The organism is Rhizobium sp. 01L419 (assembly GCF_056400025.1).
The window spans coordinates 109,036-127,255 of sequence record NZ_JBFTSM010000015.1; the positions used below are offsets into that span (position 1 = coordinate 109,036).

The 18,220-nt window shown below is 59.3% G+C and carries 15 protein-coding genes and 1 tRNA gene; 9 read left to right on the plus strand and 7 right to left on the minus strand.

What is annotated here, in order from left to right:
• Positions 1-83 precede the first annotated feature (83 nt).
• Entirely contained in the window at positions 84-2,072 is a 1,989-nt protein-coding gene (locus tag AC1DUP_RS26285) for a bifunctional 2',3'-cyclic-nucleotide 2'-phosphodiesterase/3'-nucleotidase (protein ID WP_477835545.1), read from the plus strand.
• Positions 2,073-2,111: 39 nt separating this feature from the next.
• Here the strand turns inward: AC1DUP_RS26285 and AC1DUP_RS26290 are convergent, their stop codons facing one another.
• Positions 2,112-3,080, minus strand: coding sequence for a LysR family transcriptional regulator (locus tag AC1DUP_RS26290; RefSeq protein ID WP_477835547.1), 969 nt, complete (start codon positions 3,078-3,080; stop codon positions 2,112-2,114).
• 141 nt (positions 3,081-3,221) lie between these two features.
• Here AC1DUP_RS26290 and AC1DUP_RS26295 point away from each other — a divergent pair, with 141 nt between their 5' ends.
• Complete coding sequence (locus AC1DUP_RS26295; RefSeq protein WP_477835549.1) at positions 3,222-3,836, plus strand: FMN-dependent NADH-azoreductase; 615 nt, start codon at positions 3,222-3,224, stop codon at positions 3,834-3,836.
• Positions 3,837-3,988: 152 nt separating this feature from the next.
• Here AC1DUP_RS26295 and AC1DUP_RS26300 read toward each other — a convergent pair whose 3' ends face one another.
• A complete protein-coding gene (locus AC1DUP_RS26300; protein WP_477835551.1) occupies positions 3,989-4,567 on the minus strand; it encodes a TetR/AcrR family transcriptional regulator in 579 nt (192 codons plus the stop codon).
• Positions 4,568-4,673: 106 nt separating this feature from the next.
• Here AC1DUP_RS26300 and AC1DUP_RS26305 point away from each other — a divergent pair, with 106 nt between their 5' ends.
• Positions 4,674-5,450, plus strand: coding sequence for an SDR family oxidoreductase (locus AC1DUP_RS26305; protein ID WP_113297843.1), 777 nt, complete (start codon positions 4,674-4,676; stop codon positions 5,448-5,450).
• An 11-nt stretch (positions 5,451-5,461) separates the two neighbouring features.
• On the opposite strand, the gene AC1DUP_RS26310 is transcribed toward AC1DUP_RS26305, so the two are convergent.
• The 3 genes from AC1DUP_RS26310 to ilvA form a co-directional block, all read right to left on the minus strand.
• Complete coding sequence (locus AC1DUP_RS26310) at positions 5,462-6,730, minus strand: GGDEF domain-containing protein (protein ID WP_113297844.1); 1,269 nt, start codon at positions 6,728-6,730, stop codon at positions 5,462-5,464.
• Between the two features lie 240 nt (positions 6,731-6,970).
• Positions 6,971-7,300: an HlyU family transcriptional regulator gene (locus AC1DUP_RS26315; protein WP_477835554.1), complete on the minus strand. Its 330-nt coding sequence runs from the start codon at positions 7,298-7,300 to the stop codon at positions 6,971-6,973.
• Positions 7,301-7,336: 36 nt separating this feature from the next.
• Positions 7,337-8,587 carry a threonine ammonia-lyase gene (gene ilvA / locus AC1DUP_RS26320; protein ID WP_477835556.1) on the minus strand — a complete coding sequence of 417 codons (1,251 nt, stop codon included), beginning with the start codon at positions 8,585-8,587 and terminating at the stop codon, positions 7,337-7,339.
• A 195-nt stretch (positions 8,588-8,782) separates the two neighbouring features.
• Here ilvA and AC1DUP_RS26325 point away from each other — a divergent pair, with 195 nt between their 5' ends.
• Positions 8,783-9,145: a VanZ family protein gene (locus tag AC1DUP_RS26325; protein ID WP_477835558.1), complete on the plus strand. Its 363-nt coding sequence runs from the start codon at positions 8,783-8,785 to the stop codon at positions 9,143-9,145.
• 295 nt (positions 9,146-9,440) lie between these two features.
• On the opposite strand, the gene AC1DUP_RS26330 is transcribed toward AC1DUP_RS26325, so the two are convergent.
• Positions 9,441-9,526: transfer RNA gene (locus AC1DUP_RS26330), tRNA-Leu, on the minus strand.
• Positions 9,527-9,676: 150 nt separating this feature from the next.
• A complete protein-coding gene (gene wrbA, locus AC1DUP_RS26335; protein ID WP_113297848.1) occupies positions 9,677-10,273 on the minus strand; it encodes an NAD(P)H:quinone oxidoreductase type IV in 597 nt (198 codons plus the stop codon).
• A 230-nt stretch (positions 10,274-10,503) separates the two neighbouring features.
• On the opposite strand from wrbA, the gene AC1DUP_RS26340 reads away from it, so the two are divergent.
• The 5 genes from AC1DUP_RS26340 (at position 10,504) to AC1DUP_RS26360 (ending at position 18,056) form a co-directional block, all read left to right on the plus strand.
• A complete protein-coding gene (locus AC1DUP_RS26340; RefSeq protein WP_477835560.1) occupies positions 10,504-11,280 on the plus strand; it encodes a competence/damage-inducible protein A in 777 nt (258 codons plus the stop codon).
• Positions 11,281-11,379: 99 nt separating this feature from the next.
• Positions 11,380-12,222 (plus strand): universal stress protein, encoded by an 843-nt coding sequence (locus AC1DUP_RS26345; RefSeq protein ID WP_113297850.1) that lies wholly within the window; start codon positions 11,380-11,382, stop codon positions 12,220-12,222.
• A 168-nt stretch (positions 12,223-12,390) separates the two neighbouring features.
• Positions 12,391-12,888 (plus strand): xanthine phosphoribosyltransferase, encoded by a 498-nt coding sequence (gpt, locus tag AC1DUP_RS26350; RefSeq protein ID WP_113297851.1) that lies wholly within the window; start codon positions 12,391-12,393, stop codon positions 12,886-12,888.
• Positions 12,889-13,070: 182 nt separating this feature from the next.
• Complete coding sequence (locus AC1DUP_RS26355) at positions 13,071-13,661, plus strand: hypothetical protein (protein WP_113297852.1); 591 nt, start codon at positions 13,071-13,073, stop codon at positions 13,659-13,661.
• Between the two features lie 582 nt (positions 13,662-14,243).
• A complete protein-coding gene (locus AC1DUP_RS26360; RefSeq protein ID WP_477835563.1) occupies positions 14,244-18,056 on the plus strand; it encodes a vitamin B12-dependent ribonucleotide reductase in 3,813 nt (1,270 codons plus the stop codon).
• Positions 18,057-18,220: the final 164 nt, after the last annotated feature.

Genomic DNA, 18,220 nt, shown 5'->3' on the forward strand with positions numbered 1-18,220 from the left:
TGTCATTTTCACGATGTACTCCTTCGCCAATCATCCTAAGTTCATCGAACCGGGTGGTGCATGATGTCAAAAGGAGTGTTTCCATGTCTTCCATTTTCGATGTGCCTTCGATGAGCCGCCGTTCGCTGCTCGGCGGTCTTGCCGCCACTTCTGCCCTGGTGCTGCTGCACCCATTCAGCGCCCGTGCCGCCTCCAACCAGGCACATCTGCGGCTCATGGAAACGACCGACATTCACGTCAATGTCTTCCCCTACGATTATTACGCCGACAAGCCGAACGACACGATGGGCCTGTCGCGCACGGCAACGATCGTCGACAATATCCGTGCAGAAGCCGCCAACTCGCTACTGATCGACAATGGCGACGTGCTGCAGGGCAATCCGATGGGCGACTACATGGCCTATCAGCATGGCATGAAGGACGGCGACGTCCATCCGGTGATCAAGGCGATGAACACGCTCGGCTATACGGTCGGTACGCTCGGGAATCACGAGTTCAACTACGGCCTCGACTTCATGTTCAAGGTACTGTCAGGCGCGAACTTCCCCTTCGTCTGCGCCAACCTGACCAAGGGCCAGCTCGCCTCGGACCCGAAGCAGGACGAACTCTTCTTTAAGCCCTACATCATCGTCGAAAAGCAGATCAAGGATGGCGCCGGCAATGAAAGCCCTGTTAAAATCGGCTTCATCGGCTTCGTACCGCCGCAGATCATGCTGTGGGACATCAAAAACCTGGAAGGCAAGGCCCAGACGCGCGATATCGTCCAGGCCGCGAAGGCCTGGGTTCCAGCCATGAAGGAAGCCGGCGCCGATATCGTCATCGCGCTTTCCCATTCCGGCATCGACGGTTCCGCCCCTTCCGAAAAGATGGAAAATGCCTCGCTGCATCTTGCTGCCGTCGAGGGCATCGATGCGATCTTTACCGGCCACCAGCATCTTGTCTTCCCCGGTCCGAAGACCTGGGATGGCATTGGCAACGCCGATCCGGTCAAGGGCACGCTGCATGGCAAGCCCGCCGTCATGGCCGGCTTCTGGGGCTCGCATCTCGGCCTGATCGACCTTCTGCTGGAGAAGGACGGCAACAGTTGGAAGATCGTCGCCTTCACCTCCGAAGCACGGCCGATCTACCATCGCGACGACAAGAAGAAGGTCGTTGCCGATGTCGCCGACAAGAAGGAAGTCGTGGAGGCCGCCAAGACTGAGCATGAGGCAACGCTTGCCTATGTCCGCACACCTGTCGGCAAGACCTCCGCGCCGCTCTATTCCTACTTCGCGCTGGTCGCCGACGACCCGTCCGTGCAGATCGTTTCACAGGCACAGACCTGGTACATCAAGCAGATGCTGGCCGATACGCAGTTCAAGGATCTGCCGGTTCTTTCGGCCGCAGCGCCCTTCAAGGCCGGCGGTCGCGGCGGTGCCGAATACTATACGGACGTCCCGGCCGGCGATATCGCCATCAAGAATGTCGCCGATCTCTACCTCTATCCGAATACGGTTCAGGCCGTCGCCATCACCGGTGCGCAGGTGAAGAACTGGCTGGAAATGTCAGCCGGCATGTTCAACCACATCGAGCCCGGCTCAAAGGACGCGCTTCTGCTCAACAACGACTTCCCGTCCTACAATTTCGACGTCATCGACGGTGTGACCTATCAGATCGACCTGTCGCAGCCGCCGAAATATGATTCGTCGGGCAAGGCCGTCAATCCGGACTCCAACCGAATCCAGAACCTCGCCTTCGAGGGCAAGCCGATCGATCCGGCGCAGAAGTTCGTCGTCGTTTCCAACAACTACCGTGCAGGCGGCGGCGGCAGCTTCCCGGAAATCGCCTCCGATAAGGTGATCTTCCAGGCGCCGGATACCAACCGCGACGTCATCGTCCGCTTTGTCCATGATCAGGGTACGATCAACCCGTCCGCCGACGGCAACTGGACGTTCAAGCCCCTGCCCGGCACGACCGTCGTGTTCGAAAGCGGCCCGAAGGCCAAGCAGTACCTCGCCGACGTCAAGAGCGTGAAGATCGAAGATGCAGGCGAAGGCGCCGAGGGCTTCGCGAAGTTCAGGCTGGTCCTTTAGGCGAAGATATCGAGGAAGGCGCGGCGCCCGCGCCTTCCTTCATTCGGCCGCGAGCGGCATGCCGGGTTCACGTAATTCTGCAATCTGGGCGTGGAAATCGGCTTGGCTCGGGCAGGCGGAAAGCCTCGTACGGAACGCGTCGATCATCCAGGTGGCGGCGGGTCCGGGCGGGTTGGCGGGCCGGCGCATCGAATAGATCGGATATTCCCCCTGTTCGTAGGCATCCAGATCGAGATGGACGAGCGCGCCGCTCAGGAGATCGTCATGGATCAGGGACGCCGGAAGACCACCCCAACCAAGGCCGGCCTTGATGAGCTGGTGCTTCGTCGCAATATCGCTGACGCGCCATGTCTTGTAGGATAGAACGTTGAAATCACGCCCCTTCGTCAGGCCCGACGCATCGGTGACGACGAGCTGCACGTCCTCGCGCACGTCGCCGAGCGTGAGCGGCCGGTCGGCTCTGGCAAGCGGATGGTTCTGCGCGGCAACGGGCATCATGAAGGAATGGCCGATCCGCTCCGTGACGATCGAATCGTCCTGCTTCAGGACTGCGCCACCGATCCCGATCGTCGCCTTGCCGCTCAGGACGAGATCCATGACCATTCCGAGCTCGCCGACGTTGAGGCTTAACGAAACGGACGGAAACACCTCGCGGAATTCACGGAGCACGTCCACCATGGCCCGTGAAGGCACCATGACGCTGATGGCTACGGAAACCTCCGCTTCGAGCCCTTCTCTCAGGCCCTTGACGCGCGCCCGCATGACCTGCAGGTCGCCCAGGATGCGCCGCGCATCCTCCAGCATCGCCCTGCCCGCCTCCGTCAGCTTCGGCTGGCGCGCACCGGAACGCTCAAAAAGCGGCACTTCGAGCTGTGCCTCCAGATTGGCGATCGTATAGCTCACGACCGATTGCGCGCGGTTCAGTGCGCGCGAAGCCGCCGAAAAGCTGCCGGTTTCGGCAACGGTCAAAAACACCTGCAATTGGTCCAAGGTCGGGTTCGGAAGCATCTTCCATCCATTCCATCGATAATTTTGATCTACATTATCCCAGTTTTTTCGATAATGGGCCAGCCCTATTTCTTCTCTCGACGCAGCGGACTGCCGCTCCCAACGGGGCCGCTGAAACCCAATTCGAGAGGAAATTTAGCCATGTCTTCCATTCTTCTTCTGACGTCCAGCCCGCGTTCGGAGTCTCTTTCCACGTCGATCGCCGTGGAACTCTCCGAAAAGCTCAAGGTCCAGAACCCGGGCAGCGTCGTCATTCGCCGCGACCTCGCCGCAAACCCGCTGCCGCATATCGACGACCTGTTCACCGCCGCGATCCGCAAGCCGCCGGAAGCCCGCACGGCCCAGGAAGCCGCCGCCGTCAAGACTTCCGACGAGCTGGTCAACGAATTGCTCACAGCCGACAGCATCGTCATCGGTACCGGCCTGATCAACTTCAACATCTATTCGTCGCTGAAGACCTGGATCGATAACGTGGCCCGCGCCGGCCTCACCTTCAAGTACACTGAAAGTGGCCCGGTTGGCCTCGCCACCGGCAAGAAGGTCTATGTCGTCCTCGCTTCCGGCGGCGTCTATTCCCAGGGTCCGGCCGCCGGCATGAACCATGCCGTGCCGTATCTGAAGTCGGTTCTCGGCTTCCTCGGTATTGCCGACATTGAAACCATCTATGTCGAAGGCCTGGCCTTCGGCCCGGAAGCTGCGGAAAAGGCCATCGGCGCCGCCAAGTCGCGCGTCGAGGAACTCGCTCTCGCTGCCTAAAGCGTGTCGCGATCTTTCAGATCGCTTGCCACGCTTTAGATCTTTGTTCGATGCATGTCGTTATCGCAAAACCGCTGCACACTTTTGCGCGACATGCTTTAGCCGACAAATTCAAAAGTTCCACTCGAGGGGGCCGGTGCAAGCCGGCCCTTTCATTTTGCCGAGAAACCATCGACGAAGGACCGGACCGTCTCCAGGATTTCTTCAGAGAGTTTTTCGTCGTCGGCAATGCGTGCAAGGCCGATCGCCCCGGTCATCAGGCACGAAACGATGATTGCCTTGCGGCGCGCTTCCGCCTCGTCGGCCGCGTTCATACGGCCTGTCATATTTCCGAGATTCGTCTTCAGCTGATCGGTCGCAAGCGAGCGGCATTTCTCACCGCTGCGGGCAAGATCAGCGGTAAGCGCGGCAAAGGGGCAACCGCCGCTTACGTCATCGCGATGGACCTCGCTCAGGTAATTGGCGGAATATTCCGCCATCGGAATATCTGCCGGCGCCCTGCCCTCTGAACGCACCTTCGCTTCCCAGGAGCCGAAAGCCAGTTTCATGGCTTCGGCCACCATCTCGTCGCGCGACGCAAAATGCTTGTAGAAACCGCCGACCGTCAGGCCCGCCTCCTTCATCAGATCGGCCACGCCGAGCCCTTCCAGTCCTCTCTCTCGCAGGCGCTTCGAAGCGATCTCGACGATCCTGTCGTGCGTCTTCTGCTTTTCCAGTTGCGAATGACCCATCGAAAATCTCCCGATATGCGGACTTGACTCAAGTGGATTACAATCATAATCCTTATAGATGTCGATCATAATCCAGATCGAGCCATTTTCCAATAGGAGCCATTCCATGCGTCTCAAGAACAAGATCGCGCTCATTACCGGCGGTAACAGCGGCATCGGACTTGCCACCGCCAAGGTGTTTCTCGCCGAAGGTGCCAAGGTAATCATTACCGGCCGCAATCCGGAAACGCTCGCTGCAGCCGAAAAGGCGCTTGGTGGTCAGGTGCTGGCGCTGAAGATCGATCTCACCGACGTTGCGGCAGCGGAAAAGATCTTCGCCGAGGCCGCTTCAAAGGTCGGCAAGTTCGATATCGTCTTTGCCAATGCCGGCATTGGCGGCGCGACGCCTCTCGGTCAGACCTCGCTGGAACAGTTCGAGAAGATCATCAGCACCAACCTGACCTCGGTCTTCTTCACGGTCCAGTCCGCGTTGCCGCATCTGAACGATGGCGCTTCGGTTATTCTCAACGGCTCCGTCCACGCCGTTCTCGGTGCGCCGGGCTGGTCGGCCTATGCCGCCACGAAGGGCGCCGTGCGCTCCATGACCCGCAACCTCGCCTCCGAGCTTGCGCCGCGCGGCATCCGCGTCAATCAGGTAACGCCCGGCGGCACACGCACGCCGATCTGGTCGCCCTATGCGCAGTCGGAAGATGCGATGACGGCACTGGAAGAAAAGCTCGGGAACATGAGCGCGCTCGGCCGCATGAGCGAAGCAGACGAAATCGCAAAGGCCGCGCTCTATCTCGCCTCCGACGATTCCAGCAATGTCACGGGGATCGAAATTACCGTCGACGGCGGTATGACGAGCGCTCCCTCCGGCGCCAAGATTTTCCGCGCCGCCTGAGCGAACGGAAGCTAGCCGACTTTGACGACACCGGAGCGGCCGACAACACAGTTGCGGCCGCTCTTCTTTGCCTCGTAGAGGCGGCTGTCTGCCGCAGACAGCACGGTGGTGAAGCTGATGCCATCTTCGTCGGCGGTTGCAACCCCTATGCTCACCGATACCGATGCATCATCGGGCGTCTTTACACTGGTCACGATCGTCCAGCGCAGGCGCTCGGCGAGCAGCAAGCCTTCGTCATGACCCGTGCCGGGGCAAACGGCGACAAACTCTTCGCCGCCAAAACGGAAGATACGATCGCTCGAGCGCAGCGTCATTCCGAGCCTCGCGGCAATGGCCTTTAGAACCTCGTCGCCCTGTAGATGGCCGAAGCCATCATTGACGTCCTTGAAATGATCGGCATCGATGATGAGAACGGTGGCATACTGGCCCTGCCGAAGCGCCTCACGCACCATCAGCGGCGCCTCCAGCTCCATGCGGCTGCGATCATAGACGCCGGTCAGCATGTCGCGGCCGGTTCGCTCCAGTAGGTCGTTATAACGCTCACGGAATGTCAGATCGCCAAAGAGGTCGCTGATCGAGCGGGCGGAGGCGGCAACGCCGTCCCGGCGGATATGGTATTCATAGATGGCAAACATCAGAGAATAGAGGCAGACGGCCAGCATCTTGGCTTTCCATCCCGCCCAGAAGGCCGTCATCGGAACGCCCATGAAATAGTGCAGCCCGCTGAAGAATAAGATCTGGTCAAAGGTCAAAAGCACCAGGCCAGAGGTCATGAAACGCAGCACCACGCGCCGGCGCATGAAGTCGCCAAGCTTCTCGTAAAGCAGGATGATGCCGAGCGAGTCGAGATAGAGGATTGCCGTTCCCCACACCATCAGCCAGCCCATTTCCTTCAGGAAATTGACGTCTGCCGGATGGCCGGGCGACAGTTCCAGCGGCTGATGAAGCTGCAGCACCCAGGCAATGGCGACGGTCAGGAGATTACCGAGAAACAGACCATAGATCGGCTGGCGGACGGTTGCCGCATCCTCCTGCAGGTAGAGCATGAGGATCATCATCAGCTTACCGGAAAAGAAGATCGAAGACCCCGGCGAGACGTTCCCGAACGGCAGGGAAACATAGAAGACCGCGGCGAGATAGGTCTCCATGAAATGCATGACGCCGAGCGCAGTCAGGAAGACGCCCAATCCGAGGCGTTGGCGAAAATGCAGGAGACTGACCATCAGCACGAAATAGCCGACAGCTTCGACGATGAAGAGCCCGGCGTTGAAGAGCTCCATTACGGCCCTCCGCCGACAGGACCGCGCGAGACAGCCGCAGCCGCTGCGGCAGATCTTCTGGTCAATCGTCCGGAAAGTTCAAACACAAGCGGCGCCCTGCAAAACCTGCAGGCGCCACCTTCACCAAAATCCTTTAAGATTAGGTGAGCAAACCAGCAGTTTCCGTCACGGAAATGCTGTCATAGTTTTGAAAAACAACGGGAAATTTGGTCTTAAACAAGGCTTGCCGGCTAACGGCGCTCAGACCTGCCGAAGCTTCTCGCCATCGCCGAAGAGAGAAGGGCCGTGCTGATCAATGATCTGCTGCGCCTTGCGCACCGTGCATTCGATCGCATCATCGGACGAGGAAAAGAGATCGGCGCGAATGAACTTGCGCACAAGAACGTCCTCACCAACCTTCTTTTCGATGCGGCCGGCCAGACGATACTGGCCGCCTTCCTTCTGCGGCTCGGCATAGATAGTGCAATCGCCATAGAGCTGCGGCTCGCCGGAAGGACCCGCAGATGCCTCGTTGGAGGATTTACCGCCGCCGGAGAAGACCGAAAGAATGTTTGAAAGGAACGAAGCCATAATTCGCCTTTAGCACGCAGTGCAGTGGACGCAAAGTCAAATGATCAGGTTTGCGAGGATCTCGTTTTCGGTAATGTCCTCGAACCCCATGCCTGACCTTTCGAAATTGGCGACGAGCGTCGCGAAGTTTTCCGGAGCCGTCGTTTCGATGCCGATCAGGATCGAACCGAAATTGCGCGCCGATTTCTTGAGATATTCGAAGCGGGCGATATCGTCATGCGGTCCGAGAAGATTGAGGAAGTCGCGCAGCGCGCCGGGGCGTTGGGCAAGGCGCAGAATGAAGTATTTCTTCAAGCCGGCGTAGCGCATGGCGCGTTCCTTGACATCGGGCAGCCGCTCGAAATCGAAATTGCCACCCGAGACGACGGCAACGATCGTCTTGCCCTTGATGGCCTGGCGATCCATGGCGGCGATCGCCGTCAGCGACAGGGCGCCGGCCGGCTCCAGCACCACGCCTTCGACGTTCAGCATCTCCTGAATAGTGACACAGATGGCGTTTTCCGGCATCAGCCTGACCTGGTCGGGAGAAAACGTCTTCAACGCTGCGAAATTCAGGTCGCCGATACGAGCAACCGCTGCTCCATCGACGAAATTGTCGACTTTGGGCAGCGTCACCACCTGCCCCGCCTCGAGGCTGCGCCGCAGGCTCGGCGCGCCGGCAGGCTCGGCAAAAACGAAATCGGATGGCGGTACGATGCCATCGAGAAAGCCGGTGATGCCAGCCGCAAGACCGCCGCCGCCGACCGGCAGGACGACCATGTCAGGCACCGTGCCCTCGGGAAGCTGCTGCATGATTTCTGCGGCGACAGTCGCCTGCCCCTCGATGATATCGACGTGGTCGAATGGCGGCACCATGACGCCGCCGATTGCCTCAACGTGATCGCGGGCAGCCTGATAGCACTGGTCGAAGAAATCGCCGATGAGTTGGATAGTGATGAAACCGGCGCCGAACATGCGAGTCTTGTCGATCTTCTGCTGCGGCGTGGTGACCGGCATGAAGACGACACCCGGCACGCCGAAATGGCGGCACACGAACGCAAAACCCTGCGCGTGATTGCCGGCGGACGCGCAGACGAAGGTCTTGCCGCCCGCACCCTCGGCGATCGCCTTGCGGAAGAAATTGAACGCGCCGCGGATCTTGTAGGATCGCACCGGCGAAAGATCCTCGCGCTTCAGCCAGATATCGGCGCCATAGCGAGCGGAAAGGTGATCATTAAGCTGCAGCGGCGTGGCGGGGAAAAGGCTGCGCATCGCCTCTTCGGCGCCTTCGACATCGTGTCTTGTCACGTGCGTTCGTCCATTTTTCAGAAATCCAACGCCGCTATGACACAGCCAGCCAGCGGAAAGAAGCCCGTTTGCGCCATTTGCGGTTCGCTCGATGAAAGGCTTCCTTAAGTGCGTCTTCAGATCACGCCCACTATCCGCGTCACGTGGACGGCTTTTAACTTGATGGCGCATAGCGATTGCTAATATGACGATATCATGACATCCAAGATCGCAAAGCCACTGGCCTGGCTTCTTCTCGCCTTCATCGTGTTCGTGACAGTTTCGCCGATCGAATTGCGACCACACACGATCGAGACACCGGATATTGACCGTGCCGCGGCTTACCTGGCGGCAGGACTGGCTTTCGCTCTTGCTTATCCGAGACAATGGAAGACAGTCGCCGTGCTGCTGATCTTAGGTGCCATCGCGATCGAATATCTGCAGTACCTGTCGCCGACGCGGCATGCGCGCCTTCACGATGCAGGCGTCAAGGCAATGGGCGCGGCACTCGGCCTGATCGCTGGCTGGGTCTTCAACAAATGGCGTGAAGCGAAAACCGGGGCGGATGCCGCCGCGTAATTTGCCAGACGCTGACAAGGGACTTGGACGTTAAAGCCCGCGTATCTGCAAGGCCCAGAAGAACAGTGGCACTGCTGTCACCACCGTTGCCATTAGTAGAACGGCACTCATTTTGAAAAGTCTGACGCGCCGCGTTCTTGCTCCATCCCAATCGTAAACCATCGTCTTACTCCCACTAAGACAATACCTACTCAACCGCACAGTGCCTGCATTTCTTGCACCGTTGAGACCACAGACAAGCGCTGCCTATGGTTCATTCATCTTATACAAGCACATTCGAACGCGTTTATGAAGATGGTGCGAGCGACGGGGATCGAACCCGTATAGCCTAAGGCCGAGAGATTTTAAGTCTCTTGCGTCTACCAGTTTCGCCACGCTCGCGCGCCGTCCAGATCAACGACTTGGGCGGATTCGTCAAGAAAATGTTTGCGCGACCCCACGGCGACCGGAGAGCCTACCTAAGGTATCACCGTGTCAAAATAAAACGGCGGCCCCAAGGACCGCCGTCTCACAGAAAGATTTTAGCTGAATTCAGGCGAGCTTTGCAGTGATCTTGGCGACGTGTGCGCCCTGATACTTGGCAGCTTCAAGCTCGATTGCCGAAGGCTGGCGCGAGCCGTCGCCGTTGGTGATGGTGGATGCGCCGTAGGGCGAGCCGCCCTTGACTTCTTCCGTACCCATCTGCCCCTGGAAAGCATAGGGAAGGCCGACATAGGCCATGCCGTGATGCAGAAAGGTCGGGACGAAGCCGAGGATCGTCGATTCCTGGCCACCGTGCTGCGTGGCGGACGAGGTGAACATCGAGCCGACTTTGCCGACCAGCTTGCCGGTGAACCACAGGCTACCGGTCTGGTCCCAGAAATTGCGCATCTGCGAAGCGACCGTGCCAAAACGCGTGCCGGCGCCGACGATGATCGCATCGTAATCAGGCAGTTCGTCAACGGTGGCGATCGGCGCTGCCTGGTCGACCTTGTAGTAGGATGCCTTGGCGACTTCTTCCGAGACCAGTTCCGGAACGCGCTTGACGACGACATCAGCGCCGGCGGATTTCGCGCCTTCGGCTACGGCATATGCCATGGTTTCGATGTGGCCATAAGCCGAGTAGTAGAGGACGAGAATCTTCGCCATTGTTATCTCCATCAAAGGATTGATTGAATTTCCTGACCGCAACGGTTCTATCAGCGCATCCGGTTGAACACAGCCCTGCCCCGAAGAACTCACTGTTCACTGGCTGTAGACGAAAATTCACTTGCCCTTTCGTTTGGGGTTGAACGAGCCTTCAGTTTAGCCGCTTTGCCGTTTGCAAAACGGCCAAACGACGCTACCTATTTGCAAGCTTCACACCACGGAATATCCCCATGAGCAATGAGACCGTCGTTACCGCCGCCATGCTAGCCATCGGCGACGAGCTTCTTTCCGGCCGTACCAAGGACAAGAATATCGGCCACCTCGCCGACATGCTGACCATCTCGGGCATAGACCTGAAGGAGGTTCGCATCGTCGCCGACGAGGAGGATGCGATCGTCGAGGCGCTAAACGCGCTCCGCGGCAAATACGACTATGTCTTCACCTCCGGCGGCATCGGCCCGACGCATGACGATATCACCGCGGATGCCGTCTCGAAGGCTTTCGGCGTGCCCTGCGAACATGATGCGGCGGCGATGGTGCTGCTCGCCGAGATGTACAGGCGCCGCGAGATGGAATTCACCGAGGCTCGTCAGCGCATGGCACGCATGCCAAGCGGTGCAGCCCATATCGCCAACCCGGTTTCGACCGCGCCCGGTTTTGTCATCGGCAATGTCTATGTGATGGCCGGCGTTCCGCAGGTGTTTCAGGCGATGGTCGACAATGTGCTGCCGACGCTGCGGACGGGCACGCCCGTCGTCTCGCTCGCCATCGCCTGCCCATATGGCGAAGGGGAGATAGGCACGCCGCTGGCGGCGATCCAGAAGGCGCATCCGGAGACCAGCATCGGCTCCTATCCGCGTTACGTGGGGCAGAAATTTTCGACCGAGATCGTGGTGCGTGGTCGCTCGCAGGATATAGTCGAGGCTGCGGGTGCGGACGTGCGGGCCATGATCGAGGATATCAGACGCAGGAAGGACATTGCCGAAAACCATTCGGCGGAAGCGTGAAGACTGTGTGCGGCCTTGATCCCGGTCAAGGAACCGCCCCGCATTCCCGAGCATTTCTTTCCTCGCGGACCATCATTTCAGCCGCAACGGAGAATTGATATGTCTTATAAAACCATTCTCGCCATTCTGGATACAGCAGACAATAGTGGCGCTGTTGCCGATTTCGCCTTTGCCATCGCCGCAGAAAGCGGCGCCCATGTGATCGGCCTACATGCCGAAACGATCGCCGCCGTCCCGCTGGTCGCGCCGATGGAAATTCCCGATCCGGTCGCCGTGCAGGCGCTTCAGGACATGGCCCATGCCGAGACCATCGAGGTCGAGCGCATCTTCCGTGCCCGTGCCGATGCTGCAGGCGCTTCCTTCGAATGGCGAGCTTTTGTGACGTCGACCGGATACGGCTCTGCACCGCTGATCGAAAGCGCGCGCAGTGCCGACCTGCTGATCGCCTCGCAGGCTGATCCGGCACGGCCCTCCGACAGCCATGTGGACGTCGACGAATTCCTGTTCGAGAGCGGCCGGCCGGTGCTGATGATCCCCTACATCATCCGCCAGCCGAAGCCGATCAAGCGTGTGCTGATTGCCTGGAACGGCTCGAAGGAAGCGACGCGAGCCTGCTTCGATGCTCTGCCGATATTGAAGGCCGCTGAAGCCGTAGAGATCTTCTCCGTCGATCCGGCCGAGACCGCAACCCGATCGGCGACGACTGCCGGCGCGGAGATCGCCGCAACGCTTGCACGCCACGGCGTGAACGTGACGCTCGCCACGGCCGCAAGTGGCGACAAGAACGCCTCGCACGTCATCGAGAACCGGCTTTCGGACGACAGCATCGACCTTCTCGTCATGGGTGCCTACACGCATTCCTGGCTGTGGCAGACGATCTTCGGTGGCACGACGAAGACACTTTTGCAGTCCATGACGGCGCTGACATTGCTGTCGCGTTAACGTCGCTCTTGCGTTTTGCCTCCAAATCCCGCTAATTGCGGCGACCGATGATATCAGGCTTCGGCATCCATCGCGCAGTTCCGGCTGCGCGATTTGCGTTTTGCCAGCCGATACCCACGCGGTCGCCGGCAAACGGCGTGTTGTTTTTTCATGCCGCGGAGTAGCCCGATGTCCCTTCCCGATAAAGCCTTCCCCGTTTCCTGGGATCAGTTCCACCGTGATGCGCGTGCGCTTGCCTGGCGGCTTGCCGGACTCGGCCAGGAGTTCAAGGCGATCGTCTGTATCACCCGTGGCGGCCTCGTTCCGGCGGCGATTATTTCGCGCGAGTTGAACATCCGCCTCATTGAGACGGTCTGCGTCGCGTCCTATCACGACTACGTCAATCAAGGCGACATGGTGCTGCTCAAGGGCATTGCGCCTGAACTGATGGAAAACGGCGGCGAAGGCGTGCTTGTCGTCGACGATCTCACGGATACCGGCAAGACAGCCGCTCAGGTGCGTGGCATGCTGCCGAAGGCGCATTTCGCCTGCGTCTACGCCAAGCCGAAGGGCGTGCCGACGATCGATACCTTCATCACCGAAGTCAGCCAGGACACCTGGATCTACTTCCCCTGGGATATGGGCTTCACCTACCAGGAGCCGATCGCCAAGGGCGCTCGCGGCTAACAGCCCATGACGCGAGTAACCTCCGGCTTTACGACCGAAAATTGTCCCAATATTTGTCTCCCCGATAGCAGCTTCCAGCCCCGTTCGGTAACGTCCGTTTTATTTTATTAGCATAGGCTCAGGCAACTACCGGTCGCAATAACTGGATGTAAAGTGTAGCTGAATGCGGTTGGGGAAACGCAATGGCGTGCTGGGGCAAGATACGAACGGCAGCGGCCTTCGGGCTGATCGGCTGCCTGTTTCCCTATACTCCTGCCGGGGCCGAGCCGGCCTATATCAGCGTCGTGCGCGAATATGTCGAAACATTCGTCCGGCCGGTGGTTAAGGCTCCCGTCGTCCTGAAGGCGATCGAGGAGCAGAACGCCAGATTCAGCGATGTCAGCGAGATGGACATGCGGGTGCTGGACGAAACCTACCAGGCGGAGGTCGCCCAGGGCAATTTCCAGATGGTCAGGGCGCTGGTGGCGAAATCCGTCTCGCATTATCTCAAATCGAAGCAGGATGATTCGCAGGGAACGATCCTCGAATTCTTCGTCACCGACTGTCACGGGCTGAATGTCGGACAGAGCACCATCACGACAGACTACTGGCAGGGCGACGAGGATAAGTTTCTGCAAACCTTCGCCCGCGATTCGCAGGAGATCTATATCAGCCCGGCGGAGCGCGACGAGTCGACCCAGCTTCTGGAAACCCAGGCAAGCTTCGTGATCACCGACGAGGCGGGCAAGCCAATCGGCACGGCGACCGTCACGATTGCCATCGACGCCCTCTAGAAAGTGCTGATTTCCCTCAACGAATCGCCATGCGCATTTGCGTCTCAAAAGCCATCCCAACTTTTACCGCAGCCGGTTTTTTTGGCATTCCGGCCTCTTCCTAGCCTGGTCGTTGCTGCAAGCCCTTGTATTTTCAGGCTTACCCGACTTTCCCCAGTCTTCACAAGGCCATCCACAAGATGTTGTGGTTAGCATTCGGTTACGTTCCACCCCTTGACGGAATCAGCCGTTTCAAACTTAATGTTTCAGATGTTGCGGCGGCGACTGAACCGGAGGTAACGAGACCGGTTCTCCCAAGGAAAATTAAACGCAGAATCAGGGTGTTGGACCGCCGAACGCGGTGACGCCTGCAGGATTTTTTGCGCCTTTTTCCAGCCTCAAAAAGCGACATCGGGGACTGGTAAAAATAAGCTGTTAACACTATATTTAGTGTTTGCAGCCAGCCTCACCACAAGATACAGGACAGACATCTCCGGATGACATCCTGTCACAAGACGGAACGAGCACTGGCCGCGCGAAGGGACAACGCGTAGCCGGACGGGAATTTTGCGCCCTTTCGGGTGCCAACAAGAGGTTAAGAACATGCGCATCGAACGTCGGTTTACGAAGGCTGGTCAAGGCGCCTATGCGGATATCGAATTCCGCAAGGCGACGAGCGAGATCAAGAACCCGGATGGGTCGATCGTTTTCCGCCTCGAGAACATCGAAGTTCCCGCGCAGTTTTCCCAGGTCGCCACCGACGTCCTGGCGCAGAAATACTTCCGCAAGGCCGGTGTCCCTGCCCGCCTGAAGAAGGTCGAGGAGAACAGTGTCCCCTCCTTCCTGTGGCGCTCCGTTGCCGACGACGCTGCGCTGAAGGATTTGCCGAAGGACGAACAAACCGGCTCGGAAATCGATGCGCGCCAGGTCTTCGATCGTCTCGCCGGCACCTGGACCTATTGGGGTTGGAAGGGCGGCTATTTCTCTTCCGAGGAAGATGCGGCAGCGTTCAAGGATGAGCTTGCCTATATGCTTGCCACGCAGCGCGTTGCCCCGAACTCCCCGCAGTGGTTCAATACCGGCCTGCACTGGGCCTATGGCATCGACGGCCCCGGCCAGGGCCATTTTTATGTCGATCCCTTTACCGGCAAGATTACCAAGTCCAAGTCTGCCTACGAACATCCGCAGCCGCATGCCTGCTTCATTCAGTCCGTCGAAGACGATCTCGTCAACGAAGGCGGCATCATGGACCTCTGGGTTCGTGAAGCGCGTCTCTTCAAATACGGCTCCGGGACCGGCTCCAACTTCTCCATGCTGCGCGGCGAAGGCGAAAAGCTTTCCGGCGGCGGCCGCTCCTCCGGCCTTATGAGCTTCCTGAAAATCGGCGACCGGGCTGCCGGCGCCATCAAGTCTGGCGGTACGACACGCCGTGCGGCCAAGATGGTCGTCGTCGATATCGACCATCCCGATATCGAGGAATACATCAACTGGAAGGTCAAGGAAGAGCAGAAGGTTGCCGCTCTCGTGACCGGCTCCAAGGTCGTCGCCCAGCATCTGAAGGCGATCATGAAGGCCTGCGTCAATTGCGAAGGCGACAATGGCGACTGCTTCGACCCTGCCAAGAACCCCGCCCTGAAGCGCGAAATCCGCGCTGCCAAGAAGGATCAGGTTCCGGAAAACTATGTCCAGCGCGTCATCCAGTTCGCCCGCCAGGGCTACAAGGACATGGAGTTCAAGACCTACGACACGGACTGGGATTCGGAAGCCTACCTCACCGTTTCCGGCCAAAATTCCAACAACTCCGTCTCGATCAAGGACAACTTCCTGCGCGCTGTCGAAGAAGATGGCGACTGGAACCTGACCGCCCGCAAGGACGGAAGGGTGATGAAGACGCTGAAGGCCCGTGACCTCTGGGAAACGATTTCCTATGCCGCCTGGGCATCCGCCGATCCGGGCATTCACTTCAACACGACGATGAACGACTGGCACACGTCGCCGGCCGGCGGCCCGATCCGGGGCTCGAACCCGTGCTCGGAATATATGTTCCTCGACGACACCGCCTGCAATCTCGCCTCGCTGAACCTCCTGCAGTTCAAGGACAAGGCGACGAAGCGCATCAATATCGGCGACTACGAACATGCCGTTCGTCTGTGGACCGTCGTGCTCGAAGTCTCGGTCATGATGGCGCAGTTCCCGTCGAAGCGCATTGCCGAGCTTTCCTACGAATACCGCACGCTCGGCCTCGGCTACGCCAATATCGGCGGCCTGCTGATGTCGACGGGTATCCCTTATGACAGCTCCGAGGGCCGCGCCATTGCCGGTTCGCTGACGGCGATCATGACCGGCGTCTGCTACGCGACATCGGCCGAAATGGCTGCCGAACTCGGACCATTCCCGAACTTCGCGCCGAACCGCGAGCACATGCTGCGCGTCATCCGTAACCATCGCCGCGCTGCGCATGGCGAAAACACAGGCTACGAGGCGCTTTCCGTGAACCCGGTCGCGCTGATCCATTCGGAGAACCCCGACCAGGATCTCGTAGCCCATGCGAAGTCTGCCTGGGACAAGGCGCTTGAGCTCGGCGAAAAGCATGGCTACCGCAACGCGCAGGTCTCGGTTATCGCACCGACCGGCACGATCGGCCTCGTCATGGATTGCGACACGACCGGCATCGAGCCTGACTTCGCTCTGGTGAAGTTCAAGAAGCTCGCCGGCGGCGGCTACTTCAAGATCATCAACCGCGCCGTTCCGGATGCGCTGCGCACGCTCGGCTATTCCGAAAGCCAGATCGCCGAGATCGAAGCCTATGCTGTCGGCCACGGCAACCTGAACCAGGCTCCGGCCATCAATCCCTCGACGCTGAAGACCAAGGGCTTTACCGACGAGAAGGTGGAAGCCGTCAATGCCGCTCTGAAGAGCGCCTTCGATATCAAGTTCGTCTTCAACCAGTGGACGCTCGGCGCCGACTTCCTGAAGACCACTCTGAAGGTCTCCGACGAACAGCTCAGCGACATGAGCTTCAGCCTGCTCGACCATATCGGTTTCTCGAAGAAGGACATCGAGGCTGCCAACATCCATGTTTGCGGTGCGATGACGCTGGAAGGCGCGCCTTTCCTTAAGAAGGAGCACCTGCCGGTCTTCGATTGCGCCAATCCGTGCGGCAAGATCGGCAAGCGTTATCTCTCGGTCGAAAGCCATATCCGCATGATGGCGGTTGCCCAGCCCTTCATCTCGGGTGCGATCTCCAAGACGATCAACATGCCGAACGAGGCGACCGTCGAGGATTGCAAGAATGCCTATATGCTCTCGTGGAAGCTCGGCCTGAAGGCGAACGCCCTCTATCGTGACGGCTCCAAGCTGTCGCAGCCGCTCAACGCTTCGCTGATCGAGGACGACAACGATGAGGATGCGCTGGAGGATCTGATCCAGCAGCCGGCAGCGGCCCAGGCCGTGACGGTGACCGAAAAGATCATCGAGCGCGTGATCGAGCGTGTTTCCCGCGAACGCGAGAAGCTGCCGAACCGCCGCCAGGGCTACACCCAGAAGGCTGCCGTCGGTGGTCACAAGGTGTATCTGCGGACCGGCGAATTCGGTGACGGCCGCATCGGCGAGATCTTCATCGACATGCACAAGGAAGGCGCCGCCTTCCGCGCGATGATGAACAACTTCGCCATCGCCATCTCGCTTGGCCTGCAATATGGCGTGCCGCTGGAAGAATATGTGGAGGCCTTCACCTTCACCAAGTTCGAGCCGGCCGGCATCGTCATCGGCAACGACGCGATCAAGAACGCCACGTCGATCCTCGACTACGTGTTCCGCGAACTCGCGGTTTCCTATCTCGGCCGTCACGATCTGGCCCATGTCGATACGTCCGACTTCTCCAACACGGCGCTCGGCAAGGGTATCCAAGAAGGCAAGACGAACCTGCTCTCCACCGGCTGGACCCGCGGCTACAAGCCGACACTGGTCTCCAACACCGGTATCGAACGTCAGGGTGGCGAGCCGAAGGGTGCGGCAACCGCGGCCCCTGCCCGCGCCTCCTCGACCGGCTCGGTGACGTCGTTTGCTGGTGCTGCCGCCCGCAAGCTGGAGCCGACAGTGGCGATCTCGACTTCCGAAATCGTCGCCTTCAAGCGCGACTATGAAGAGCGCGCCAAGGAACTGGCCGAGGAGATCGCCGAAGAGGTGATCGAGGAAACCGGCACCGAGGCAACCGCCCTCTTCTCCGACAAGGCCGCAGCCGACGCTGCCTCCGCCAAGACGGAAGCCAAGAAGGTGGAAGCCGAACGCCGCGCCCGCTCGATCATGCAGGGCTACACCGGCAACATGTGCGGCGAGTGCCAGAACTTCACGATGGTGCGAAACGGCACCTGCGAGAAGTGTGACACATGCGGCGCGACGAGTGGCTGCAGCTGATTTCTTCGGGAAAATTCAGTGTAGCGCGCCACTAGGTTTTACATTGCGCCGCTGAGAATGACATTAAGTCGACCATTTTGGTCAAAACGCAAAACCTTCCGGGCACTTCAATGCCCGGAAAATGCCTCAAGGAACAAAACAGGAATCAACTAGACAGGCACGGT